The following is a 25,989-nucleotide window of genomic DNA, read 5'->3' as shown; positions in this document are numbered from 1 at the left end:
GAACCCCGAATAACGGTCACGATCGGATCAAGGTCGGCCCGCAAGCGGTTTCCAGCGGCACATGCACTCTGAAAGCATCCGAGAGAAGTTTCGGGAGCGTTCGGCACATGTTCGACGTGCGCACCGTGATCAGGGTGGCCAGGGGGATGGGTGACGGGGTTCGTATTTCTGCGCGTCAGGGCGCACCGGCTGTTGCTCGCCGCGGCACTGCTCGCCGTGCTCCTGACGACCTCGGTGCTCGCCACCCTCGCCTCGTTCTCCGGGACGATCGGGGACGCCGCGCTCCAGGCGGGGCTGCGGGGGCGTTCCGCGGCCGCCGCCTCGCTGCTCGTGAGCGGGCAGGTGTCCGCCGCCAAGCGGGCGGATGCGGAGGAGGCCGTCCAGGAGGGGATGCGGAAGACCTTCGACGGGCTGCCCGTGACCGTACGGCGGCTCGAGCGCTCGGGGCCGTACGCGCTGCCCCGCAGCCTTCAGCCGGCCTCCGCCCGTAAGGGCGACCCCGACCTGACGCACTTCGCCGCGCTCGACCGCTCGCGGCTCTCCCTCGTCAAGGGCGCCTGGCCCTCGGCCGCCCGCACGGCCGGTGTCGTCGAGACGGCGCTGCCCGAGGAGGCCGCGCGGCGGCTGAAGGTCGCTCCCGGGGCGGTGCTCGACCTCACCGACCGGCTCGACGCCCGGAAGGTGAAGGCCCGGGTCACCGGCGTCTACCGGCCCACCGACACCGGCGACCTGTACTGGCAGCTGGATCCGGCCGGGGGCCGCGGCGTGCGGACGGTCGCGTTCACGACGTACGGGCCGCTGCTCGTCGACCCGGCCGTCATGAGCTCCGGGGCGCTGACCACCGGCGAGACGTCCTGGCTGGGCTCCGCCGACTTCACCGGCTTCACCACCGACCGCATCGACACCCTGCGCGCCACCGCGACCGAGGGGCCGAAGGCGCTGGCCGGTGCCACCGACCGGTTCGGTACGACGGTCGCCGCCTCCACCGCGCTGCCGACCGTCCTGGAGCAGACCCAGCGGTCCCTGCTCGTCTCCCGCTCCACCCTGCTGATCGTCGCCGTCCAGCTGATCCTCCTCGCCGCGTACGCACTGCTGCTCGTCGCCCGGCTGCTCAGCACCGAGCGGTCCGGGGAGACCGCGCTGCTGCGGGCCCGCGGTGGTTCGCGGCGCCGGATCGCCGGGCTCGCCGCCACCGAGGCACTGCTGCTCGCCCTGCCCGCCGCGCTCGCCGCCCCGCTCCTGTCCGGACCGCTGACCCGGCTCTTCGCCGAGCGGTCCGCACTCTCCTCCCTCGGCGTACGGCTCGACACGACCCCGTCGCTCCAGGTGTGGCTGGTCGCCGCCGCCGTCGCCCTGTGCTGCGCCGCGGCCGTCGTCGCGCCCGCGCTGGCCGCCGGGGACGGCTCCGTCGTCTCGCTGCGCAAGGCCCGCTCGGCCTCGCTGCCCGGGCCCGTACGGGCCGGGGCGGACCTCGGTCTGCTCGCCGTCGCCGCCGTCGCCTACTGGCAGTTGCAGCGGCCCGCCGCCGCGGGCGGCACCCTCGGCACGGACGGGGACGGCGGCGGCTCCATCGACCCGGTGCTCGTCGCCGCGCCCGCCCTCGCCCTGCTCGCCGGCACCGTCCTGACGCTGCGTCTGCTGCCGCCCGCCGCCAAGCTGGCCGAGCGGCGGGCGGCGGGCGGGCGCGGTCTCTCCGCCGCCCTCGCCGGCTGGCAGTTCAGCCGCCGGCCGCTGCGCGGCGCCGGACCGGTCCTGCTGCTCGTCCTCGCCGTGGCGATGGGCATGCTGGCCATCGGACAGAGCGGCTCGTGGGAGCGTTCGCAGCGCGACCAGGCCGACTTCCGCGTCGGCGCGGCCGTCCGCGTCCTCAGCGCGGGCCCCGGTGAGCCCACCGAGACCGAACAGCTGGGCAAGGTACCCGGTGTCCGCGCCGTGGCCCCGGTGCACCGCACCACCATGGACCTGACCGGCAAGAACGCGACCATCCTGGCCGTGGACACCCGTAACGCCGGCGACGGCATGCTGCTCCGCTCCGACCTCGCCGACGTCCCCGCCCGCTCCCTCCTCTCCCCGCTGGCCCCCAAGGCCACCACGCGCCCCGGCCTCCCCCTGCCCGCCGGTACCCGGACGCTCACCGCCGACCTGCGGCTCGCCGAGCCGAAGGGCGACGCCCGGGTCACGGCGGTCCTGGAGGACCCGAACGGCGTCCCGTACCGACGGGCCCTGGGCTCGCTGGCCGACGACGGCCGGACGCACCGGCTGACCCTGGACGTCGGTGCCACGACCACGAGCCCCGGCAGCACCGGGGGCGACCCTGGCTCCGCCGGGCTGCTCACCCTCGTCGGTCTGGAGTTCAACGGAGAGGTCACCGCCGACGCGAAGGGCACCCAGACCCTCCACGTGGAGCGGTTCGGTGTCGTCGGTGCGGACGGCGGCGAGAAGGTCCACGCCCCCGGGACGCTCCTCGGCTCCTGGGCGCACTCCTTCGAGCAGACCAAGCAGGGCGACCCCCAGAACCCCGTCCCCACCTCCGGCGTGCCCGGCGCCGCCGGCCCGGGCGGCCGCCCCGCCCCGTACGTCCTCAGCTTCGCCGTCTCCGGCACGCCCCTGAGCGAGATGTTCTGGTCGGCGGAGGAGTTCGTCGTCCGCATGAAGGCCCCCGGGCCCAAGGCGCCCGGCCGCCTCTCGGCCGTGGCCACCCGGACCTTCATGACGGCGGCCGGCGCCAGGCCCGGCGACGTGATCGAGATCGCCCTCGGCGGCCGCCGGATCGACGTCGCCGTCTCCCGCATCGTCGAGGAACTGCCCACCACAGGACCCGGCGCCCAGGCCGCGTCCGCGACCAGCCCGGTCGCCACCCCCGAGGACGGCGGCACGATCCTCCTCGACCTGGCCTCCGTCAACCAGTACCTGTCCACCGGTGAGGCCTCGACCGTGGCGGCGACCGAGTGGTGGCTGACCGTCGAACCCGGCCGGGCCGACGACGTCGCCGTCGCCCTGCGCGCCCGGCCCAACGCCGACCCCGCCCAGGTCCTCGTACGCGACGAGGTCGCCGCCGAACTGCTCGGCGACCCGCTCGGCGCCGGCCCCAACGCCGCGCTCATGGCGGTCGCCGCCGCTGCCGCCGCGCTCGCCGCCGTCGGCTTCGCGGTCGGCTCCGCCGGCGCCATGCGGGAACGGTCCGCCGAGTTCGGCGTCCTGCGCGCCCTCGGCGCACCACGCCGCCGCCTCGCCCGGCTGATCGCCGCGGAACAGGGGCTCCTCATCGGCATCGGCCTGCTCATCGGCATCGGACTCGGCACGGTCCTGGCCCGGGCCGTCGTCCCGCTCGTCGTCCTGACCGGCCAGGCCGCCCGGCCCATACCCCCGGTCCTGGTCGAACTGCCCCTCGGCCAGGTGGCCCTGCTGCTCGCCGGCGTCGCCGCGCTGCCGCTCGCCATGGTCGCCGCGATCGCCCTGCGACGCACCGACCCGGCCGTGACGCTGCGCCACCAGGGGGAGAACTGATGTCCGGCACGGCCGGGGAGCACCCGGACGAGGGCCCGCACCGGATGAAGACCCCCGACACACCCGCCGTACGCAGGAAGGCACCCGACATGTCCCGGTCCCGGTCGCCCCGGTCCGAGAAGCCCGCCCGCGCCGTGGCGCCCTGGGTGCGGACCCGGCTGCGGACCGCGCCCTGGGCCGCCGCCTCCCTCGCCGCCCTCGTCCTCGTCACCGCCTACCTCGCGGCCGCGCTGCCGCGCGCCGTGGACGCGTACGAGAGCGAGGGGCTGCGGCACGACATCCGGACCGCCGCACCCCGCAACAGCGTCCTCGAACTGACCGCCGAGCCCCCGGGCCTCGAACTCGACCTGCCCGTACGCGAGGCGGGCCTGACCCCCGCCGTGCTCGGGAAACAGCGTGACGAGGCGCGCGCCCTGCTGCCCGAGCCGCTGCGGACCGACCCGGAGCAGACCGTCCACGGCCTGCGCACGGTCAAGCGGGTCGACGGGCTCGACCCGTGGCTGCCCCGGCCGGACGGCATCTCCCCCGAGTTCGTGCTCTCCTCCCCGTCGGACCTGACGGAACACACCACGCTGCGCACGGGCCGCCTCCCCGCGGGCACGGCCCGTGCCCCGGAGGCGGTGGTGACCGTGAAGACCGCCGAGGCACTGCGCCTGAAGCCCGGCTCCGTCGTGCACGTGCCGGGCCGGGTCAGCGCGGAACCGATCGCCCTGACGATCACCGGGATCGTGGAGCCGCGCCGCCCCGAGGGCCCGTACTGGGCGGTGGAGCCGCTGCTCCGCACCCCGGCGCTCGCCCCCCTGGTCGGCGACGAGATCAAGTACTACTGGCAGGGAGCGCTGCTGCTCTCCCCCACGTCGGCGCCCGCGATGCTCTCCACCACCGGTGAGCCGGAGGTCTTCTTCCGGTACATGCCCACCGCCGGGCATCTCACCGGGCGGGACACCGAGCGTCTCGGCGCGGCGCTCGACTCGGCGGCAGGCGGCCCCGATCTGGTCAAGATGCGCGAGGTCGTGGGACCCACCGGGGCGCTGATCACCGAACTCGACTCGATCGTCGACTCGTACGGTTCGATGCGCGAGGCGATCAATCCGGTCGTGGCCGTCGCCGTCTTCGGGATCGGCGCGGTCGCGGCGGTCGTCCTCGCCATGACCGGCGGGCTCTTCGTCGCCCGCCGGGACAGCGAACTGGCCCTGATCCGCTCCCGAGGCGCCTCGCTCACCGGGATCGGGCTGCGACTGCTCGGCGAGACCTCGGCGGTCGCCGTACCGGCCGCGGCGCTCGCGCTGGGGCTCGCGGTGGTGACGGTACGGGGGCCCGACGGCGGGTCCGACGGCGCGTCGGGGGGAATCCCGCTGCTCCCCTCGGTCCTCGCCACCTCCGCCGTCGCCCTGGTCGCGATGCTGGTCCTGCCGCTGCGGGCCGTAGTCGTGCACCGGCGCCCGCGGCTGCACGGCGGTCGCGACGACCTGCTCACCGCCCGCCCCTCACGGCGCCGTACGGTCCTCGAACTCACCCTGCTCGTCCTGGCCGTGGGCGCGGTCGGCTCGCTGCGGCTCCGTGGCACCGGAGACTCCGGAGACCATCTGGTGAGCGCCGCCCCGGTGCTCGTCGGCCTGATCGCCGCCATGGTGCTCGTACGGATCTATCCGCTGCCCCTGCGGTGGGCGGCCCGCCCGGCCCGCCGGCTGCGCGGGGCCGTCGGCCCGCTGGCCCTGGCCCGTGCCGGGCGCACGTCCTCGGCGGGCACACTGCCCCTGCTCGCGCTCGTCCTCGCCCTGACCACGGCGGCCTTCGGCGGCTCCGTCCTGGCCGGCGTGGCCGACGCCCGCGACCGGGCCGCGCTCCTGGCGACCGGAGCGGACGCCCGGATCGACGGCTCGGTCGAGTGGACCCCGGTGCCGGCCGACCTCACCGAGGCGGTGCGCGGGACGGCGGGCGTACGGGACGTGGCGCCGCTGCAGATCGAGTACGGGGTGTCGCTGCCGTCCCCCGGGAACAGCTCCGCCCAGCCGATGAGCTCGGCGCTCGTGGGCGTCGAACCCGGCTCGTACACCCGGCTCGCGAAGCGGACCGGTTTCGGCCCCTTCCCGGCGGCACTGCTCGCGTCGACGGGCAAGGGCGGCAAGGAGGCCGCGGCGGACACGGAGCGGGTACTGCCCGCGATCGCCTCGCCCTCGGTCGCGAAGCGGCTCGGCAGCGCGCCGCAGGAGATCGTGTCGGCGGCCGGGGTGTTCCGGGTGAAGATCGTCGCGGTCCGGCCGACCACCCCGGCCCTGCAGGGCGCCGACTTCCTCCTGGTCAACGCCGCCGACCTCACCCACCGGACGAACACGGCCCTGCTCGTCACGGGCCCGGAGGACGGGGCCGCGCTGCGGGCCGTGGTGAAGGCGAAGTCCGACGCGCTCCTGGTGTCGATGCGGACCGAGGAGCGGGCCGGCTATGTGGACTCGCCGCTCCAGTCGGGCGCCGAGCGGATGTACCTGGGCGCGATCGGCGCGGGCGCCGGGTTCGCCGTGGTGGCCGTGCTGCTCTCCCTGATGCAGAGCGCGCCGGAGCGGACCACGCTCCTCGCGCGGCTGCGGACGATGGGCCTGACCCGCAAGCAGGGTCGGCGGCTGCTCGGTCTCGAGGCGCTGCCGCAGGCGATCCTCGCTGCGGTCGGCGGCACGCTCGTCGGCTGGGCGACGGTGCCGCTGCTCGCGCCCGGCATCGACCTGTTCCGGCTCGCGCTCGCGACGACACCGGGGTTCGCCCCGCTGGACAGCGCGCCGCTGCGGGCGGACCCGTGGTCGTTGGTGGTGCCGGCGGTCGCGGTCGTCCTGATCACGGCGGTGGCGGCGGCCGGACAGGCGTGGTGGGCGGGACGCAAGGGCTCGATCAAGGAACTCAGGGCAGGAGACGCACGATGACGAAGACCGACACGTCGATCCGGGCCGGTGCGGCCGGGTCCGCCTCCGGCCCCACCACCCTGGAGGAGCTGGAGCGAAAGGTGACCGCGCGGCGCGACCGGCCCTCCTACGGCCATGACGCGCTCATCGCCTGCGACCGCCTCGTCCGGATCTTCACCACGGACGGGGTGGAGGTGCAGGCCCTCCAGGGGCTCGATCTCCTCGTGAAGGAGGGCGAGTTGATGGCCCTGGTCGGCGCCTCGGGCTCCGGCAAGTCGACACTCATGAACATCCTCGCCGGCCTGGACGTGCCGACCGCCGGGGCGGCCCGGGTCGCCGGGGCCGATCTCCTCGCGATGGACGGCAAGGCGCGGCTGCGCTACCGCCGCGAGGTCGTCGGCTTCGTCTGGCAGCAGACCGCCCGCAACCTGCTCCCCTATCTGACGGCAGCCCAGAACGTGGCGCTGCCCATGCAGCTGAAGGGCCGCGCGAAGCAGAAGGCGGAGCGCGCCGAGGAGCTCCTCGCCATGCTGGGCATAGCGGACGCCCGCGACCGGCGGCCGAACCAGCTCTCCGGCGGCCAGCAGCAGCGGGTGGCCATCGCCGTCGCGCTGGCCAACAACCCGGCCGTGCTCCTCGCCGACGAGCCGACGGGCGAGCTGGACTCGGCCACCGGCGAGCAGGTCTTCGCGGCCTTCCGCCGCGCCAACGAGGAACTGGGCACGACGATCGTGATCGTCACCCACGACCAGGCGGTCGCCTCCGAGGTCCGCCGCACGGTCGCCATCCGCGACGGCCGCACCTCCTCGGAGGTCCTGCGCCGCACGGAGGTCGACGAGCAGGGCAAGGAGTCCGTGGTGGCCCGGGAGTACGCGATGCTCGACCGCGCGGGCCGGCTCCAGCTCCCGGCGGACTACACGCAGGCGCTCGGCATGGAGCACCGGGTGGCCCTGGAGCTGGAGCAGGACCACATCGGGGTGTGGCCGGACGACGCGGAGGGCTGAGCAACCGGGAGACGCCGCCGGACGTCCCACCCTGCGGGGGTGATGTCCATGTCATCTAGCGGTGCGGGAAGCCCGTCGGGTACGGGGAGTCCGTCGGGTACGGGGAGTCCGTCGGGCGCCGGGACTCCGGCAGGCGCGGGGAGTCGGGCGGGCGCGGGGAGCCGGGCAGGCGCGGGGAGCTGGGTGGCCACGCTCCTGCCCGCGTTCTGCGCGGTGGCCGTCTACGCCTGGTCGGCCTGGTCCTTCGGAAGCGCCTCGGCGCCGTCCACCACGGTCGCGGTCTCGGTCGGCGGCGTGGCGGTCCTCGCCGCGGCCGTGGCCTACTACCTGCTCGTCGACGGGGTGGCGGGCTTCTGGGGCGCGCTGGCGCTGGTCGGCGCGCTGCTGCTCACGGTGGCCACCGCCGACCAGTGGGCCTCGCGCGGGGCGGTCGCGGACTGTGTGGTGGTGAAGGTCCACGAGGAGAAGCACGTATCGGTCGGCGAGGGCGGCGGCGAGCGGACCGTGTACCGCCACATCCTGCGCTGCCCGGGCGGCTATCCGTCGGCCCTGTCGGAGAACCGCCGGATCGCCCCGGACGGCGGGGAGGTACGGGTCGCCTACGATCCGCGGCGACGGGTGGCACCGGCGGTGGAGGGCTCGTCCCCGCCCTGGGGCCAGGCGGTCTTCGCCGTACTGCTGCTCGCGGCCGCCACGGCGGGGGCTCGGAAGTTCAGCCGCGCGGGCCGGCGGGAGCGGGAGGCCCGCTCAGGTCCATCAGGCCGACCGCCGTCGGCCTGAAGCCGCACCGCTCGTGGAAGGCGGTGAGGTGGGGCTCGTCTCCCGTGAGCCCCGCGTCGACCTCGACGACGAGGTCCGTCACGCGGGGCCGCCGGGGGTGACGGTCAGCGACATGGACACCGTACGGAGGGCGATCGAGCCGTACGGGGTGCGGAGCCGCAGCCAGGGACCGGAGGCGAAGAGGACGACCGGGGCCTCGGTGTCCGCGGACGGCAGGAAGCCCAGCGACTGCGCGGCGTGCACGGCCCGCAGCGGGAGTCCGGTGGGCCCGAGGGTCCGGGACCAGATCTCGCGGCCGATCCGGTCACGTTCGGCCGTGGTGCGCCGCTCCTCGGGCAACTCCTCGTCCCGCGACCGGAATTCGGCGACGGCGGCGGCGACCGCACCGCGCATCTCGGCGGCGCCGGGCAGCCCGGCGACCGGCTGCCAGCCGGCGCGGGGCGGGAGGACGCCGGTCCACGGGGGCCCGGTGACGGATCCCGGGACGACCGCCTTGCCCGCCGACTCCTCGATGCCTTCGAGGAGTTCACCGGCGGAGACGGTGACGTCGAGGTCGACGTCGTCGACCAGCCGGGCCGTACGGATCGCGAGCACCTCGAAGGACGCCGGCCGGCCGAAGACGGCCAGCGCCCCGCCACCGGCCTGGAGGCGGACGGCGGCGGCCCGGTCGTAGTGGACGAGCCGGGTCAGGAAGGCGGCGAGGGCCGCCGCCTCCCTGGCGTCGGCGAAGTGCAGGGGCGCGAGCACGGTCATGCTGCGGACGTCATCCCGTCGTCGACGTACTCCTGGAGGAACGCGCGCTCCTCCACGGAGATCCTGCGCGGCCGCTGCGCCTCCAGGTCGAAGGGCACGACGACCGTGGACGCCCGTACGTACGTGACCTCGGGGTCCTTGATCTCGTACGCGATCGTCAGCGACGCCGCGCCTATCTTCGTCACCCAGGACTCGATGGTCACCGGCTGGTGCCGGTGGACCAGCGGCCGCACGTAGTCGATCTCGTGCCGGGCCACGACGGACCCGCCGGAGAACGAGGGGGAACCGTCCCCCGGCGCGAGCCGGAACATGAAGTCGATCCGCGCCTCTTCCAGGTACCGCAGGAAGACGACGTTGTTGACGTGCCCGAAGGCGTCCATGTCCGACCAGCGCAGGGGACAGCTGTAGATGTGGCGCACGCTCAGCCTCGGGTCAGCTTCTTGTACGTGGCACGGTGCGGGCGGGCCGCGTCCGGGCCGAGACGCTCGACCTTGTTCTTCTCGTACGACTCGAAGTTGCCCTCGAACCAGTACCACTTCGACTCACCCTCGTACGCGAGGATGTGCGTCGCCACCCGGTCCAGGAACCAACGGTCGTGGGAGATGACCACGGCCGCACCCGGGAACTCGAGCAGCGCGTTCTCCAGCGAGGAGAGGGTCTCGACGTCGAGGTCGTTGGTGGGCTCGTCGAGGAGCAGCAGGTTGCCGCCCTCCTTGAGCGTGAGCGCCAGGTTCAGGCGGTTGCGCTCACCACCGGAGAGGACACCGGCCGGCTTCTGCTGGTCCGGGCCCTTGAAGCCGAAGGCGCTGACGTACGCGCGCGAGGGCATCTCGACGTGGCCGACGTTGATGTAGTCCAGCTCGTCCGACACGACGGCCCAGAGGGTCTTCTTGGGGTCGATGTTGGAACGGGTCTGGTCGACGTAGCTGATCTTGACCGTGTCGCCGATCTTGACCGAGCCCGAGTCCGGGGCCTCCAGGCCCTGGATCATCTTGAACAGCGTGGTCTTGCCGGCGCCGTTCGGGCCGATGATGCCGACGATGCCGTTACGGGGCAGGGTGAAGGACAGGTCGTCGACGAGGACCTTGTCGCCGAACGCCTTGGAGAGGTTGGTGACCTCGACGACGATGGAGCCCAGACGCGGGCCCGGCGGGATCTGGATCTCCTCGAAGTCCAGCTTCCGCATCTTGTCGGCCTCGGCAGCCATCTCCTCGTAGCGGGCGAGGCGCGCCTTGGACTTGGTCTGCCGGCCCTTGGCGTTGGAGCGGACCCACTCCAGCTCTTCCTTGAGGCGCTTGGCGCGCTTCTCGTCCTTGCGGCCCTCGACCTTGAGGCGGGTGGCCTTCTTGTCCAGGTACGTGGAGTAGTTGCCCTCGTACGGGATCGCGCGGCCGCGGTCGAGCTCGAGGATCCACTCGGCGACGTTGTTCAGGAAGTACCGGTCGTGCGTGACGGCGACGACGGCGCCCGCGTACTTCGAGAGGTGCTGCTCCAGCCAGTTCACCGACTCGGCGTCGAGGTGGTTGGTGGGCTCGTCGAGGAGGAGCAGGTCCGGGGCCTCGATCAGCAGCTTGCAGAGCGCCACGCGACGCTTCTCGCCACCGGAGAGGTTGGTGACGGCCCAGTCGCCGGGCGGGCAGCCCAGGGCGTCCATGGCCTGCTCCAGCTGCGCGTCGAGGTCCCAGGCGTTGGCGTGGTCCAGGTCCTCCTGGAGCTTGCCCATCTCGTCCATGAGCGCGTCCGAGTAGTCGGTCGCCATGAGCTCCGCGACCTCGTTGAAGCGCTTGAGCTTCCCCATGATCTCGGCGGCGCCGTCCTGGACGTTCTCCAGAACCGTCTTGGCCTCGTCCAGCTTCGGCTCCTGCATGAGGATGCCGACGCTGAAGCCCGGCGACAGGAACGCGTCACCGTTGGACGGCTGCTCGAGGCCCGCCATGATCTTGAGAACGGTGGACTTACCGGCACCGTTCGGGCCGACCACACCGATCTTCGCGCCCGGCAGGAAGCTCAGCGTCACGTCATCGAGGATGACCTTGTCGCCGTGCGCCTTGCGCGTCTTGCGCATCGTGTAGATGTACTCAGCCAAGAGAAACCGTCCGGCTAGGAGTGAGTGGGCAGATACACCCATCTTGCCTGACCGGAACCCTCGGGCGGAAACCGGTAAGACGGGAGCGGGGCCCGGCCGAGGGGGCGCACCGGGGCCGGGACGGAGCCGTACCAGGCGGTAGGGGGCGGAAACGGAGCCCGGACGTGCGACGACCCCGGACGCCGATGCGTTCCGGGGTCGTGCGGTGATCACGGGGCGATCATGGTGTGACGCAGATCACTCCACGGGATCGGGCGGCTTCCCGGTGCCGGCGGGGCCGGCACCGGGGGCCTGGGATCAGGCGCCGGCGGCCTTCTTCTTGCGGAGGAAGAACACCGCGCCGCCGCCGATCACGACGAGCGCCGCGGCGATGCCGGCGATCATCGGGGTGGCGTTGGAGCTGCCGGTCTCGGCGAGGTCGCCGCCACCGGTCGTGGTGGAGCCGGTGGTGCCGGTGCCGCCCGTGGTGTCACCGGTCGTGGGAGCGGTGGTCGACGGGGAGGGCTCGGCCGGCGGCTCGGTCGAGGGCTCCGTGGTGGGGGTCTCGGACGGCTTCGGGCCGGGGGTGGCCGTCTTGCAGTCCAGGACGCCCTCGAAGGTCTCCTCGAAGCCGTTCGGGCCGGTGATGGTGAACTTGTAGGCCTCGTCCTCGGCGAGCGGGACCGGGATGGTCTTCGTCTCACCGGCGGCGATGGTGTACGAGGTGCCCTTCAGGTCGAAGGTCCAGGCCTCGTCGCCCTCGTTGGAGGCGATGACCTCCAGGCCGCCCTTGGCGCAGTCCTTGGCGACCGTGACGGCCGGGACGGCACCCTTCTTCGCCCACGTGGCCGAGGCCTGGGCGGTGACGGTCGACTCGCTGGAGCCGGCCAGGATCAGGGTCTGGGACGGGCCGTCGATGGAGACGAACGCGCGGCCCAGGGAGACCTTGGTGCTGGCCTCGGCGGTCAGACCGGCGGTGCCGTCGGCGGTGCCGGCGGGAACGTCGAAGAAGACCTGGTCGCCGTTCTTGGCCTCGGTGACGGGCTTGCCGTCCTTGTCCACGATCTTGACGCCGTCCGGGGTGCCCGGGGCGGTCGCCAGCTTGGCGATCTGGGCGTTGGTGGAGACGGTGATCGGGCCGAGCCGGTCACCGGCCTTGCCCGCGACCGAGGACGGGGAGAGCGAGAGGGAGGCCTTCGGCTCCTCGAGCTTGACCGCGTCCTTCAGGAGCTGCTCGGTGAGCTTCCGGGCGTCGGGGCTCTTCGGCGTCGCCGTCACGTCGTCGGACAGGGTCCAGATGGCGGCCTGGGTGGCCGCGGCGGCCTCGTTCTTCGACAGGTCGACGTCGAGCTTCGCGCCGAGCTCCTCGGCGGAGAGCTTCGGGTAGCCGTGCTCGAGGATCCAGAGGATCTTTCCGGCGTTGTCGTTGTTGTGCAGGGAGGACTCGTCCCAGCCGACTTCCTTGTAGTCGAAGTCGTGCTTGGCCGGCGTCCGGAGGTCGATGCAGTAGGTCTGGAGCGTTCCCCCGCCCTCGACCTGCATCTTGAAGAGGCCGCCCTTGACGCCCCACTTCTGGCCGTTCTTCTCGGCGATCACGACGTCGTCCCGGTCGGTCATCCCGCCGAGCTTCGCCGTCACACCTCCGGTGCCCGGGGCACCGTCGTCGGCCAGCGCCGGACCGGCGGTCGCTATCGCGCCGGCCATGACGAGGCCGGAGACGAGGGCGGCGGCAGCGAGGCGAGCAGCGCCTCGGCCACGTACTGAATACATTGCTTTCCCCTCCGGGCGAGTCGCTCCACGAACATGTTGATTCGCGTGGGGGGAGCGCACGCCAGCAGATCACAGACCCGATGGGCTCACGTGCCACATGAGTACCCGGGAATCCTAGGGATGCGGAACCCCCCGGTGCCCGGCCATACGGTCAGATAACCATTCCGAATCGGAATCGTTATCGCGCAGGGCGAGTTGGTCGATAAATCCCCACAACACAAGGTCAGGGCACGGTCACCAACCGCGTCGTCGACTCCGCCGCTGCCTCCTCCGCCGCCACCGCCCAGGGGTCCCGGTCCGGCGCCGGACCGAGCGCCGGCACCCTCTCCGCCGCCCCCACCTGCGGTTCCGCCCATGGCCCGGCCCCCGGCCCGGCCCCCGGATCGGCTCCTGGCCCGGCTTCCGGCCCGGCTCCTGGCCAAGTTCCCGGCTCCGACTCGGCCCTGAGCGGCCGTGCCGCCCGCCGGAAGGCCGCAGTCCCCCGGCTCAGATCGTGCCCCACGGCCAGCGCGGCCACGTCCACGAAGGTCTTGCGCTGCCCGTCCCGCTCGTCCTCACGCACCCTCAGCCTGCCGTGCACCACGAGCGGTTCCCCGACGGACACCGAGGCCGCCAGATTGGCCCCGAGGGAGCGCCAGGCGGACACCGTGTAGAAGCTGGTGGGCCCGTCGGACCAGAGCCCCTTCTCCCGGTCCCAGCGGCGCGCCGTCACCGCGAAGCGGAACCTGGCGACCCCGCCCGTCGCCGTGTCCCGGTACTCCACCGCCGTCGCCACGTTGCCGACGAGCGTCACGGTCGTGTCGTTCATGGTCCGTACCCCCACCCTGCGTTCACGCTGCTGCCTCTTCACCGGTCGGACACCATCGTGGGGCCGCGGAGAAGAAGCCGCCGGGGGCTGTGGACAAGGGCAGGAATGTGGATAACTCCCCCACCCGGAAGGGGGACCGAAGGCCTGTCGAGGGGCTCCGAAGGCGTACCGAGGGGACGCTCCGAAGGCGTACCGAGGGCGTACCGCGGTCGTACCGAAGGCGTGCCGAAGGGGAACGCGCCTGCGAGAAGACGTCTGCGGACGAGTGCTCCGCTACCTCCCCCGTACCCCTGTCCGCGTCGCACCCAGCCGCCCCGTACCGCCGCGGCTTCCGCCGACGATCCGAGCCGACGGACGCGTGCCCACCACCGTCGCGTACTGCTCGCGCACCTCGCGGTAGCGCATCAGCTCCGCCGCGACCGGGTCGAGCACCCGGGCCCGGCCGCAGGCCGCCGTCGCCTCGCGCAGGCGGCGTTCGGCCTCCTGCCCGTACCGTCGCGCGGGGCCCTTGACGGCTCCCTCGCAGGCCCATTCGACGAGCGGTCCGCCGATGATGCCGCCGAGCATGACGAGGACCGGCGGGAGCAGTCCCGGCTCGACGACGCCGACGATCTGGCCCACCAGCCACAGCGCGCCGAAGATCTGCAGGAGCGTCATCACGGCCTGGGCGAGGACGGCCGCGGGCCACCAGGCGGGGCGGGGCGGCCGGGCCGCCGCGTCGCCGATGGTGACCGTGAGCTCGTCCAAGGCCTCGGGCAGCCCTTCCGCCCCGCGCGCCGCCGCCTCGCGCACGGCCTGCGCCCAGGAGGCCGGGAGACCGCGGGAGGCCTCGTCGGCGACGACCCGCACCGCCTGCTCCACGCGTTGGCGTGCCGTCAGTTCGTCCTCGACCGGGGTGGCGAGGTGCGGGTCGGTGGAGCCGTGCTCGCGGATCCGCTCGTACCAGCGGTAGAGGCGCAGCCAGGGGGTGCCGCACGCCCGGATGGCGCCGCGGCGCCAGACCCGTTCGGCGGCCTCGCCTGCGGCCTGGGCGCCGACGGCGACGGCGAGCCGGTCGGTGAAGGCGTCGCGGGCGCGCTCGTCGAGCCCTGACCGGCCGTCGCCGAGGTAGGCGGGGCGGAGCCGGGCCGCGGCGGCGTCGACGTCGGCGGCGAGTCGACGCTCGGGAGCGGTACGTTCCTGGACGAATCCGGCGACCATGTCCCGCAGTTCGGGTACGCCCTCGCCGGTCAGCGCGGAGACGGAGAGGACGGTGGCGCCGGGTTCGCCGTGCTCGCCGAGCGCGACGCCGTCCTCGTCGAGGAGACGGCGGAGGTCGTCGAGGACGAGGTCGGCGGCCTCCGTACCGAGCCGGTCGATCTGGTTGAGGACGACGAAGGTGACCTCGGCGTGCCCGGCGAGCGGCCGGAGGTAGCGCTCGTGGAGGGCTGCGTCGGCGTACTTCTCCGGGTCGACGACCCAGATGACGGCGTCGACGAGACCGAGGACCCGGTCGACCTGGTCGCGGTGGGCGGTGACCGCCGAGTCGTGGTCGGGGAGGTCGATGAGGACGAGCCCCTGGAGCCCGGTGTCGGCGGCGCCGCCCGCGAGCGGCCGGCGGCGCAGCCGGCTGGGGACGGCGAGCCGGTCGAGCAGCCCGGCGGCGCCCTCGGACCACGAGAGCGCGATGGGCGCGGAAGTGGTGGGGCGGCGGAGTCCGGTCTCGGACACGGGAACGCCGGCGAGGGCGTTGAAGAGCGTGGACTTGCCGCTGCCGGTGGCGCCGGCGATCGCGATCACGGTGTGCCGGGAGGAGAGCCGCTGCCGGGCGGCGGCCTCGTCGAGCACCCGCCCGGCCTCGGCGAGGGCCTCGCTCTCGACCCGCGTACGGGAGAGCCCGACGAGTTCGTGGAGGGCGTCGAGTCGGGCACGGAGGGGCCCGCCGTAGGTCCCGCCGAGCGGCGGCAGGGTGTCGGGCTCCTGCGTGTCGTCCGCGCCGGAGGGCACGTCGGCGACGGCGGCACCGCGCCCGGCGGCGCGCCGCGCGATCAGCCCGTCGTCCCAGCGGCCAGGCTGCTCGCGGTCGCGGTCACTGTCACGGTCGCGGGTACTGTCGCCGCCGCGGTGCGTGTCGCGGTCGCGGGTACTGTCGCCGCCGCGGTGCGTGTCGCGGTCGCGGGTACTGTCGCCGCCTCCTCCCCCGGTACGGGTACCGGCACCGGCACCGCCCTGGCCACCGGCACCGCTTCTCCCCGTGTCGGCACGGGCTCCGGCGCGCGACTCGTCGTCGTCCACCACGTCACTTCTCCTTCTGCAGTACGGAGAGCGCGGCGATGAGCTCCGCCTGCGGCTCGGGGGTCACGTCGAGCGCTTCGAGGGGCGCGAGACGCCGGTCGCGTTCGGCGTGCAGGACACGGTCGACGTACGAGAGGACGAGTGCGCCGCCCTTGTCGCGCAGGCGCAGGGCGGCCTGGGCCCCGAGGAGTTCGGCGAGGCGCTCGCCCGCGGCCCGGGTGCGGCGGCCGCCGAGGAGGGAGGCGGCGAGGAGGGCGGCGACGGTGTCGGCCTCGGGGGCGGCCGTACGGGGAGCGGAGGGGCGCTCGACGGTGCGCACCTCTTCCTCGGCGACTTCCTCCAGGACGCGGCGCCAGCGCCGTACCTCCACGCCGATCCGCTCGGCCGTGTCGCGGTCGCCGCCGGTCCGGGCGGGGCCGAGGGCGTCGGCGGCGGGTTCGCGGCGCCAGGCGTCGCGGACGCGTTCCTCGGCGGCGGAGACGGCGCAGTGGAGGAGCGCGGCGAGGGACTCGGCGAGGGCGTCGAGGAGCTCGTCGGCGGTGCTGTCGCGGGGGTAGGCGCGCCAGCGGGTGCGGGCGTCGCCGGCGAGGACGGCGCCGCGGCCGAGCTGTTCGCGCACCCGCTTGGCCTGTTCGCCGTAGGCGGCTTCGACGGCGCCGCCGAGGCGGACGGAGGCGGCGTACTGGGCGGCGACGGCGCCGGCCAGTTCGGGGAGCCGGGCGTCGAGGGAGTCGATGACGCCGGTGGCCGTCCGGTCGGCGGCCTGCTGACGGGCGGCGGGGTCCTCGGCTCGGTGGGCGAGCCAGCCGCGCAGGGCGGCGACGGCGGAGTCGGGGAGCAGCCCGCTGCCGCCGTCGGCGGACTCGGGGAGCTCGGGGATGGTGAAGCGGGGCACGTCGCCGAGGCCGGCCTTGTCGAGGAGGGCCTCGTACTGGCGGGAGACCTCGCCGATGACCTGGTGGGGGACGCGGTCGAGGACGGTGACGAGGGTGGCGTCGTACTCCTTGGCGGTACGGAGGAGGTGCCAGGGGACGGCGTCGGCGTACCGCGAGGCGGTGGTGACCATCACCCAGATGTCGGCGGCGCAGATCAACTCGGCGGCGAGGAGTCGGTTCTCGACGACGAGGGAGTCGATGTCGGGCGCGTCGAGGAGGGCGAGGCCGCGGGGCATGGAGGCGGCGGTCTCGACGCGGAGCGCGTTCTCCTCGGGGGGCGGGGCGTCGTCGGCGTGGTCGTCGTCGGCCTGGGGCAGCCAGACGCGGGTGAGCTGCGGGAGGACCCGCGTCCCGGCGAACCAGTGGTGGTCCTCGGGGTGGCAGACGAGCACGGGGGTGCGGGTGGTGGGCCGGAGCACACCGGACTCGCTGACGCGCCGCCCGACAAGGGAGTTGACGAGCGTGGACTTGCCGGCCCCGGTGGACCCGCCGACGACGGCGAGCAGCGGGGCGTCGGGATCTTTGAGCCGGGGCACCAGATAGTCGTCGAGCTGAGCGAGCAGCTCGGCCCGGGTCTGCCGGGCGCGTGGCGTGTCGGGGAGGGGGAGGGGAAGGCGCACGGCGGCGACACGGTCGCGCAGGGCGGAGAGTGCGTCGATCAGCTGAGGCCGTTCGTCCAAGGTCACCACATGCGAAGAATGCCCAATTTATGAGTGTTTTTGAAGCCTATTGCGGCCCTGCGCGCCGAAGAGAGGGGTGGTGACCGGAACCTCAGGCATAACGAGTGCACAACACCCGCCCCGAGCGATGCGAAAAGCGCTGCGCGAATCGCACCTGCCTGCGATTATCGTTCCGCTTCACCGAACCTACACATCGTGCCACGCAGGTGAAGCAACCGGGCCAAGGCGATCGGAGCCCTATCCTTGTCCCGGCAGGCCACACCCCACCCACAAGGGGCTCCTGGCCACACGGCCACCACCCGGCCCCCGTAGCTCAGTGGATAGAGCAGGTGCCTTCTAAGCACTTGGCCGCAGGTTCGAGTCCTGCCGGGGGCGCTCCGCGATCGGCCCTCCTTCGGGAGGGTCTTTTTGCTGGTCGGGGGTGGCTGATCCGGCCGAGACCGGGACCGAGCGGTCAGCCCGCGTCGTGGTCGAGCACGTCGCCGTCGGTGCAGTGGTTGACGGTGTCGCCCGTCCACGTGCCGCCCGTCCACGTGCCGCCCACGGGGCGATGACCTTCTTCATGGTTCGCCAACCGGCCACCGGAACGCCCGGTCACGGGGCCGTGGGGCGTGTCCCCCGCACGGCGCTCGCACCCCGCCTCCGTCCGGGTGGCCTGACGCTGCGTCAACCCGGATCGGCTCAGGCCCGAGTCGGGACGTCCGGGGCGGTCCGTACAGGCGGGAGACCTTGATCAGGACCACCACGCGCCGGTCGGGCGGCAGCCTTGGGTGCTCAGTCCTCCAGCGCCTGGTAGAGGGTGGTCCAGAAGTCGTGCATCAGGTGCACCGAGTTGGGGGCTGAGCTGCCGACCTGGGTGAGGAGGATGCCGACGACGTTGTCGACGGGGTCGGCGTACGTGGAGGTCCCGGACCCGCCGTCCCAGCCGAACTGGCCGATCGGCGCGTAGTCGCCCCGGTACGTCCGTACCGCCATCCCGAAGCCCCAGCCTCCGTGCTGCCCCTGACCGTAGGAGATGTGGACGTTGCCGGTGGCCAGTTCGGTGCGGGCGGCGTTCTGCTCGGGGGTCAGGCGGTTGGTGGTCATCAGCTCCACGGCCTGCCGGGACAGGATCCGCTCCCCGCGGTGCTTGCCGCCGTTCAGCAGCATCCGGAAGTAGGCGTGGTAGTCGTCCGCGGTGGAGACCAGACCGCCCCCGCCGCCCTGGAACGCCGGCGGCGTGTTCCACCGGCCGCCCCGGGACTCGTCCCACACGTGGAACTCGCCCGACGCCGGATCGGGGGCGTACAGGACCGGCATGCGGTCGGCCTTCTCGTCCGGCACGTGGAAGCCGGTGTCCCGCATCCCCAGCGGGTCGAGGACGCTCTCGCGCAGCACTTCGCCGAAGGGCCTGCCCGTCACCCGGGAGACCAGCACACCCGCCAGGTCGCCGGCGATGTGGTACTGCCACCGGTCGCCGGGCTGATGCATCAGCGGCAGCGCGCCCAGGCGGCGCAGCCACTCGTCCTGGTCGGGCATCGGAGTGGGCAGGTTGGGCGTCAGCCCCTGCGCGAAGACCTCGTTCATGATCGGTGTACCGATCGAGGTCATGTCCATCCCGAGGCCGAACGTCGAGGTCAGCACGTCCCGGACGGTGATCGGACGGCGCGCCGGGACCGTCTCGTCGAGCGGGCCGTCGAACCTCTTCAGCACCTGCCGGTCGGCCAGTTCCGGCAGCCACGGGTCCACGGGGTCGTCCAGCCGCAGCCGGCACTCGTCCAGGAGCACCATCGCCGCCGCTATCGACAGCGGCTTGGAGGCCGAGGCCATCCGGAAGACGGTGTCCCGGCGCATCGGGGCGCCGCCGTCCTGCCGCATCGTGCCGAGCGTCTCGACGTGCGTCTCGTCGTCCTTGCCGAACAGCGCGACGACACCGGGGATCTTCCCGGAATCGACATGCCGGGCCAGCACGTCGTGGATCTTGCGCTGCCCTGCTGCGGTGAAGTGGGACATGGTGCGGTGCTCCCTGGTCGGGTGGGGGTGAGGGGGGAGGTGATCGAGGCGGGGGGAGGTGATCGAGGCGGGGCAGGTGCGGGCCCCGGTCACTCCGCCGGCAGGTCCAGCTGGTACTCGTGCGTGCTGCGGTGGAAACGGAAGCCCAGTCGGCGGTTCACCGCGATCATGTGGGTGTTGTCCTGCGCGTTGTCCGTCTCGACCTCCTCGATTCCGGGGTGTTCGGCCCGCAGCCTGCGCACCATCTCCGCCTTGACCCACAGCCCCAGCCCGTGGCCGCGGTGGGCCGGCGCCACGACGGTGTCGTACTGCAGGGCCCGGTGGGTCTCCCCGGAGCGGATGACGATCTCGGTGTATCCCGCCATCTCGCCCTTGCCGAGCGCGGCGGTCGTCAGCAGCAGGTCACCGCGGTCGGCCAGTACTTCGGCCATCGCGCGGACCCGGTCGGCGGTCCAGGTCTGGCTGCCGTAGTCCATGTCGCCCATGGGCATGTCGTTCATCGCGTTCTTGACCGAGGCGAACGCCTCCGCCAGTTCGTCGGGAACCGTGCCGGTCCAGCTGACCAGTTCGTAGCCGGGGTGTTCGGCCTCGGCGACGTCGGCGTCCGCGACGTCGAGCAGCAGGTGGTCGAGGGCCAGGACGCGCCGGAAGCCGCGGGCGGCGCAGAAGGCGCCGGTCGGTCCCTCGCCGGGTGCGGCGGCCACCAGACTGCGGCGATCCTCGTCCCGTGCCGCCCGTACGGCCGTGGCCAGCAGGTGCGAGCCCACTCCCGAGCGTCGCCGGTCCGGGGTGACGTGCAGCTCCAGCTCCGCCAGGTGCTGCTGCCCGGACGAGGTGAACAGTCGCAGTCCGGCCACACCGACCACCGCGCCGTCGGCGTCGGTGGCCAGCCACAGGAGTCGGCGGTCGTGCCGCCCGGTGACGGAGAGTTGAGCGTGGATCTGCTCGAAGGTGGGCCGGGGCTCCTCGGGCAGGTCGGCGGCGAGCGAGGCCGACACGACCGCGTGCCAGGCGGTGGCGTCCTCGGTCGAGACCCGGGTGAGCGGGACGGCGTTGATCATGGGGAACTCCTCGGTGGGAATGGCTTCTGTCGCCTGTGTGGGGACCGGCTCGGGAGAGCCGCTCGGGTGATCCGGCCCAACCTGTGTCATCGCGTGCATTCAGGCCGTCCCGTTCTCCCAGTCGGTGTGCCGCACGAGCGGCCAGTCGATGTCGATACGCGCCGCCGTGGCCAGGTGATGGGTGAACACGCCGAGCGCCACGTGGGCGATGATCTCGACGACATGCCCGTCGGAGAGGCCGGCGTGCCGGGCCGCGTCCAGCCGCTCGTCGGAGACGACCCCGTGGTCGCGTACCACCGCGGCGGCCAGGTCCAGGACAGCGGCTGCCCAGGGGTCCCCGGCCTCGCCCCTCCGTGCGCGGGTCGCCTCGGCCGTGGTCAGCCCGGCCACCTTGGTCCCGCGGAACGTGTGCACGGACAGGCAGTAGTCGGACCGGTTCTCCTGCGCCACGAGCAGCGCGATGCGCTCGCGCACGTCCGCCGACAGGGTCCCCCGCGTGCTCAGGGCGGTGACCACGTCCACGTATCCCCTCAGTACGGTCGGGTTGTTGGCCATCACCCTGGCCAGCTGGGGGATGACCCCCAGGGCGCGGTGTGTGGCGGTGAACAGGGACGCGGTCTCGCCGGTCGCCTTCTCCGGGTCGACGGGGTGGAGCGCTGGGGCGGGGAATGCGGGGGTGGGGAGTCCGGGGGTGGGGAGTGCTGGCATGCCGGTAACCCTGCCGGTGGATCTTGATACATTCCCGATGCTTCTTCGATGCACGTACTGGTGACCCCCGGAGTGACGGAATGCGGTTCACGATTCTCGGCCCGGTGGAGGTCCAGGCCCCCGGTCCGGAGTCGCCCGGTCTTGCGCCCCGCCATCGGGCCGTACTCGCCTATCTGTTGCTGCACGCCGGGGTCGTGATCAGCGCGGACCGCCTGGTCGACGCGATGTGGGGGCCGCTGCCGCCGGACTCCGCCCGCGCGCAGATCCAGACCACGATCGCCGCGATCCGCCGTATGCTGCGCGCTTCGGGTGCCGACCACATGCTGGCCACGCGGCCGGCGGGGTACGTGTTCACCCCCGAGCCGGGACAACTCGATCTGCAGGAGTTCACCGGCCTGATCGCCAGGGCACCGGGCGGGCCCGACGACGCGGCGGCCACCGCCGACGCCGCCGACACCGCCGCCGATACCGCCGCCGCCGACCGGATACGTGCCGCGCTGGCCCTTTGGCGGGGCGAGCCGCTGGCCGACATCACCGCCCATTACGTCCCCGCCGCCAGAGCGCGGCTCGACGGCCGGCGCCTGACGGCGATCGAGCGCCTGGCCGAGCTCGAGCTGTCCCTGGGCCGTCACGACGACCTCATCGACGAACTGACCGCCCACATGGCGGCCAACCCCCTGCGGGAGCGGCTGTGCTGCCGGCTGATGCTCGCCCTGCACCGCGCGGGACGCCAACCCGAGGCCCTGCGGGTGGCCAGGGACTTCCGGACGGCGCTGGCCGAGGAGCAGGGCCTCGACCCCGGCCACGCGTTCGCCCGGCTCGAACAGGACATCCTGCGGGACGCACCCGGTCTCCGGGCGCCGGCCTCCGCGCCCGCGAGGCCGCAGGGGGGCAACTTCCTGCCGTACGACGTCCCGGACTTCACCGGACGCGACGGCGAGTTCGACGGGCTGACCCGCCAGTGGGCGGGCAACAGCGGCGGCGTCGTGACGATCTCGGCGATCGACGGGATGGCCGGGGTCGGCAAGACGACGCTCGCGGTCCACGCGGGGCACCGCCTCGCGGACCGGTTCCCCGACGGACAGCTCTTCGTGGACCTGCAGGCCCACACCGCCGGTCAGGCACCGCTCGACGCCGGTGCCGCGCTCGAGGTCCTCCTGGGCCAACTCGGCGTGCCCGCCAAGAACATCCCGGCGTCGGTCGCCGATCGCGCCGCGCTGTGGCGGTCCGAGCTCTCCGGCCGCCGGGTACTGGCCGTACTGGACAACGCCCTCGGCACCGAGCAGATACGCCCCTTGCTGCCGGGCGCCTCCTCCCACACCCTCATCCTGATCACGAGCCGCCGGCGGCTGACCGACCTGGACGGGGCGCACGCCCTGTCCATGGACGTGCTGCCCGCCGCGGACGCCATGGAGTTGTTCACGTCGATCGTGGGCGAACGGGCGACCGCCGAACCCCTGGCCGCCCTCGACGTCCTGCAGCTGTGCGGCTTCCTGCCGCTGGCCGTCCGCATCGCCGCCGCCCGCCTGCACCATCGCCGCAGCTGGACCGTCGCCTACCTGGCCGACCGGCTCCGTGACCAGCGCCGCCGACTGGCCGAGCTCGCCACCTCGGAGCGCGGCGTGGCGGCGGCGTTCACGCTGTCGTACCAGCAGTTGACGCCCGAGCAGCAGCGGATGTTCCGTCTTCTGGGGCTGCAGCCGGGCCGGGACATCGGCCCGGACGCGGCCGCCGCGCTGGCCGACCTCCCCTTCGATCAGGCCGAGATGCTCCTGGAAGACCTCCTGGACGCCCATGTCCTGATCCAGCTCAAGCCCGGCCGCTACACCTTCCACGACCTGCTGCGCGAGCACGCCCTTGCCACGGCGGACGCCCAGGAACCTCCCCAGGCGCGGCACGAGGCCGTCGACCGGCTCGTCCACCACTATCTCCACACCGCGAGCACGGCCGTCGACCACCTCTACCCCGAGGGCCGGAACCGCAGACCACGCATCCCCGCCCCGGACACCCCGACCCCGGCCCCGCCCCCGCGGGACGGCGCCGAGGCGATCAGCTGGCTGGACGGCGAGCGCGCGAACCTCATGGCGGTCGGCCAGTACGCCGCCGAGCACGACCGGCACCCGCACACCAGCCAACTGGCCGCCACCCTGCACCGCTACCTGCTGGGCCACGCCCACCAGACCGACGCGCTGACCCTCCACGGCCTGGCGCTCCGGTCAAGCCGCCGCGGCGGCGACACGACCGCCGAGGCACGCACCCTCATCGACGTCGGCGAGGTCCACTTCTGGTGGCACGGCGCGTACGAGCAGGCGGCCGAGCACTACCGGCACGCCCTGGGCCTCGCCCGGGAGAGCGGCGACCGGATCGCCGCCGCCCGCGCGCTGCAGAACCTCGGCGACGTCGCCAGGCGGCGGCGTGACCACGAACGGGCCCACGAACACTGCGTCGAGGCCCTGTCGCTCTTCCGCGAACTCGGCGACCGCGCCGGCGAGGCACGCTGTCTGACCGGCCTCGGCATCGACCACGACCGTCAAGGCCGGTACGAGGAGGCCCACGACCACCACCGCCAGGCCCTGCACGCGTACCGCGAGACCGGATCCCGCATCGGCGAGACCATCGTCCTGAACAACATCGGACTGCTGTACCGACGGCAGGGCCGTTACGACGAGGCCCGGCGGCACCATCACGACGCCCTGGAACTGAGCCGCAGGTTCGACTTCCCCGGCGACGAGGCCGAGTCCCTCAACGCCCTGGCGGAGGCCGCCCGTTCCATGGGCGACCTGGAACGGGCGGAGGTCGAACACGACTCCGCGCTGGCCCTCGCCCGCGAGTTCGGCTACCGCCCCGAACAGGCCCGCGCCCACCGGGGCCTGGCACACGTCCACCGCGATCTGGGCCGCGTCGACCGCGCCCACGACCACGCCCGGCAGGCCCTCGATCTGTACACCGCCCTCGCCGTCCCCGAGGCCGAGGAGCTCCGCGCCTTCCTCACCGAGCCGGTGCCGGCGACGGAGGCGGAGGCGGAGGCGGAGACAGAGGCAGAGGCAGAGGCAGACGCAGACGCAGACGCAGAGGCAGACGCAGAGGCAGACGGCTCGTGAACGGCCGGTTCCTCGACGGTACGGGTGAGGTGCGGGGGCTTCCCGATTGGCGGGTGCTCGTCGTCGGGGGCGCGTCGGGACGGGGAAGACCGGTGTCGGGCGGGCGCCGGCGCGGCGGTACGACGTCCCCGTCGTGGAGGCCGACGACATCGTGGAGGCGCTGCTCGCGGTGACGCTGCCCGAGCACCTGCCGGAGGTCCACTTCTGGCGTCCGCACGGCCGAAGCGGCGTTCACGGCCGCTGCTAGCCTGCGGCTCATGATCAAGAGCAGCCCGGCCGACCGAACAGCCCGCCTGGCCCGCGTGGCGGGGGACAGCAGGCCGGAGCGCGTGCTGATCGCCGCCAGCTTCGTCAACCGGGTCGGGAACGGTCTGTTCAACGCGGCGTCGGCGCTCTACTTCACCTTGATCGTGGGCCTGCCGGCGGTGCAGGTCGGTGCCGCGCTCACCATCGCCGGACTGATCGGCCTGTTCGCGGGGATACCCGGGGGCCATCTCGCCGACCGGCGCGGGGCCCGCACGATCATGATGCTGGCCCTCGCGGTCCAGGCGGTGTCGATGTCGGCTCTCGTGCTCGTCGAGAGCTGGACCGCGCTGACCGTCCTCGCGACGGTCGACCAGATCGCCGCGGCGGCCGGCGGGGCGGCCTGGGGCGCTCTGGTGGCCCGGGTCGGTACCGAACGCCCGGCGCTGTTCCGGGCGAAGCTGCGCACCTTCGTCAATCTGGGCGTCATCTTCGGAACCGTGGGTTCCGGGCTGGCGGTGGCAGCGGGCACCCGCGGCGCCTATGTCGCGCTGATCCTCGGCAACGCCGCGAGCTTCGCCCTGTGCGCGCTGCTTCTGTTCCTGCTGCCGAACTACCCGGCGCTGCCGGCACCGCCGCGAGAGCATCGCCGGCCGGCCTTCTCGGACCGCCCGTACCTGACGTTCACCGCCCTGTACGGGGCCATGGGGCTGCAGTACTCGGTGGTGTCCCTGCTCCTGCCGATCTGGATCTCCCAGCACACCGAGGCGCCGCGCTGGACGGTGGCGGCGGTGTTCGCCGTCAACGCGGCCTTCTGCGTCCTGCTGCAGACCAGGATCGGCTCCCGTATCGAAACCCCGCACGACGGCGGCAGGGCGTTCCGCAACGCGGGCCTGCTCTTCCTCGTCAGCTGCCCGATGATGGCGCTGGCGGCGCACACGCCGGTCTGGGCGGCGGCGGGGCTGCTCGTCGCGGCGATCTTCGTCCACAGCCTCGGGGAGATCTGGGAGTCCTCGGCGGGCTTCGCCCTGGGCTTCGGCCTCGCGCCCGACCACGCCCAGGGCCAGTACCAGGGCCTCCTCGGCCTCGGCTTCCGCGCGGGCCAGGCGCTGGCCCCCGCGATCCTGACCACGGTGGTACTCGGCCTCGGCACGGCGGGCTGGCTGCTCCTCGCGGCGTTCTTCGCGGCCCTGGGCGCGGCCGGGCCCGCGCTCGCCCGCTGGGGCGTACGAACCCGGCCGCAGCCGGCCGTGGCCGCGGAAGCGACGGGGTGACCGGGACGACCGGGTGACTGCGCGGACCGGGCTGACCGGGCTGACCGCGGAGTAGCCGGGCCGGGCTCCAGGGGCCTTCCGCCCGGGTGGCCGCTCCCGCCGTGCGTGCCGGGGCGCCCCGCCGTGGGTGCCATGGCCGGGAA

At 73.4% G+C, this 25,989-nt stretch carries 16 protein-coding genes and 1 tRNA gene; 7 read left to right on the top strand and 10 right to left on the bottom strand.

Annotated elements, in window-relative coordinates; all coding sequences use genetic code 11:
- Nucleotides 1-150 precede the first annotated feature (150 nt).
- From E0F75_RS23030 to E0F75_RS23015, 4 genes are all read left to right on the top strand, one after another.
- Nucleotides 151-3,507 (top strand): FtsX-like permease family protein, encoded by a 3,357-nt coding sequence (locus E0F75_RS23030; protein ID WP_187624458.1) that lies wholly within the window; start codon nt 151-153, stop codon nt 3,505-3,507.
- Nucleotides 3,508-3,596: 89 nt separating this feature from the next.
- Nucleotides 3,597-6,419: an ABC transporter permease gene (locus E0F75_RS23025; protein ID WP_187624630.1), complete on the top strand. Its 2,823-nt coding sequence runs from the start codon at nt 3,597-3,599 to the stop codon at nt 6,417-6,419.
- Entirely contained in the window at nt 6,416-7,402 is a 987-nt protein-coding gene (locus E0F75_RS23020; RefSeq protein WP_187624457.1) for an ABC transporter ATP-binding protein, read from the top strand. The genes E0F75_RS23025 and E0F75_RS23020 overlap by 4 nt, the downstream gene beginning before the upstream one ends.
- A gap of 183 nt (nt 7,403-7,585) precedes the next feature.
- Nucleotides 7,586-8,182, top strand: a complete 597-nt coding sequence (locus E0F75_RS23015) for a hypothetical protein (protein ID WP_187624456.1) — start codon at nt 7,586-7,588, stop codon at nt 8,180-8,182.
- 78 nt (nt 8,183-8,260) lie between these two features.
- Here E0F75_RS23015 and E0F75_RS23010 read toward each other — a convergent pair whose 3' ends face one another.
- From E0F75_RS23010 to E0F75_RS22980, 7 genes are all read right to left on the bottom strand, one after another.
- Nucleotides 8,261-8,935 (bottom strand): hypothetical protein, encoded by a 675-nt coding sequence (locus E0F75_RS23010; protein WP_187624455.1) that lies wholly within the window; start codon nt 8,933-8,935, stop codon nt 8,261-8,263.
- Nucleotides 8,932-9,354: a thioesterase family protein gene (locus E0F75_RS23005; RefSeq protein ID WP_187624454.1), complete on the bottom strand. Its 423-nt coding sequence runs from the start codon at nt 9,352-9,354 to the stop codon at nt 8,932-8,934. Before E0F75_RS23005 ends, E0F75_RS23010 begins: the two co-directional genes overlap by 4 nt.
- Before the next feature lie 2 nt (nt 9,355-9,356).
- Entirely contained in the window at nt 9,357-11,021 is a 1,665-nt protein-coding gene (ettA, locus tag E0F75_RS23000) for an energy-dependent translational throttle protein EttA (RefSeq protein ID WP_187624453.1), read from the bottom strand.
- A 297-nt stretch (nt 11,022-11,318) separates the two neighbouring features.
- Complete coding sequence (locus E0F75_RS22995) at nt 11,319-12,770, bottom strand: LAETG motif-containing sortase-dependent surface protein (protein WP_187624452.1); 1,452 nt, start codon at nt 12,768-12,770, stop codon at nt 11,319-11,321.
- 223 nt (nt 12,771-12,993) lie between these two features.
- Complete coding sequence (locus tag E0F75_RS22990) at nt 12,994-13,578, bottom strand: single-stranded DNA-binding protein (protein ID WP_187624451.1); 585 nt, start codon at nt 13,576-13,578, stop codon at nt 12,994-12,996.
- A 273-nt stretch (nt 13,579-13,851) separates the two neighbouring features.
- The gene (locus tag E0F75_RS22985; RefSeq protein ID WP_374115421.1) at nt 13,852-15,855 is read right to left on the bottom strand and encodes a GTPase; all 2,004 of its coding nucleotides are present in this window, start codon (nt 15,853-15,855) and stop codon (nt 13,852-13,854) included.
- Between the two features lies 1 nt (nt 15,856).
- Nucleotides 15,857-17,467 carry a dynamin family protein gene (locus E0F75_RS22980; RefSeq protein WP_187624629.1) on the bottom strand — a complete coding sequence of 537 codons (1,611 nt, stop codon included), beginning with the start codon at nt 17,465-17,467 and terminating at the stop codon, nt 15,857-15,859.
- A gap of 302 nt (nt 17,468-17,769) precedes the next feature.
- On the opposite strand from E0F75_RS22980, the gene E0F75_RS22975 reads away from it, so the two are divergent.
- A tRNA-Arg gene (locus tag E0F75_RS22975) sits at nt 17,770-17,842 on the top strand.
- Nucleotides 17,843-18,241: 399 nt separating this feature from the next.
- On the opposite strand, the gene E0F75_RS22970 is transcribed toward E0F75_RS22975, so the two are convergent.
- The 3 genes from E0F75_RS22970 to E0F75_RS22960 all read right to left on the bottom strand — a co-directional run bounded on the left by E0F75_RS22970 (nt 18,242) and on the right by E0F75_RS22960 (nt 21,228).
- Complete coding sequence (locus E0F75_RS22970; RefSeq protein WP_187624450.1) at nt 18,242-19,459, bottom strand: serine hydrolase; 1,218 nt, start codon at nt 19,457-19,459, stop codon at nt 18,242-18,244.
- An 89-nt stretch (nt 19,460-19,548) separates the two neighbouring features.
- On the bottom strand, nt 19,549-20,520 hold the full coding sequence (locus E0F75_RS22965; RefSeq protein ID WP_187624449.1) for a GNAT family N-acetyltransferase: 972 nt from the start codon (nt 20,518-20,520) through the stop codon (nt 19,549-19,551).
- Between the two features lie 99 nt (nt 20,521-20,619).
- A complete protein-coding gene (locus tag E0F75_RS22960; protein WP_187624448.1) occupies nt 20,620-21,228 on the bottom strand; it encodes a carboxymuconolactone decarboxylase family protein in 609 nt (202 codons plus the stop codon).
- An 80-nt stretch (nt 21,229-21,308) separates the two neighbouring features.
- Here E0F75_RS22960 and E0F75_RS22955 point away from each other — a divergent pair, with 80 nt between their 5' ends.
- Together E0F75_RS22955 and E0F75_RS22950 are read left to right on the top strand one after the other, a co-directional pair.
- Nucleotides 21,309-24,329 (top strand): tetratricopeptide repeat protein, encoded by a 3,021-nt coding sequence (locus E0F75_RS22955; protein ID WP_187624447.1) that lies wholly within the window; start codon nt 21,309-21,311, stop codon nt 24,327-24,329.
- A gap of 257 nt (nt 24,330-24,586) precedes the next feature.
- Nucleotides 24,587-25,846 carry an MFS transporter gene (locus E0F75_RS22950; protein ID WP_187624627.1) on the top strand — a complete coding sequence of 420 codons (1,260 nt, stop codon included), beginning with the start codon at nt 24,587-24,589 and terminating at the stop codon, nt 25,844-25,846.
- The last annotated feature ends 143 nt before the right edge of the window (nt 25,847-25,989 follow it).

This window comes from Streptomyces sp. CB02980 (assembly GCF_014451325.2).
Classification (GTDB): Bacteria; Actinomycetota; Actinomycetes; order Streptomycetales; family Streptomycetaceae; genus Streptomyces.
This window is presented reverse-complemented; position numbering and strand designations above follow the sequence as displayed.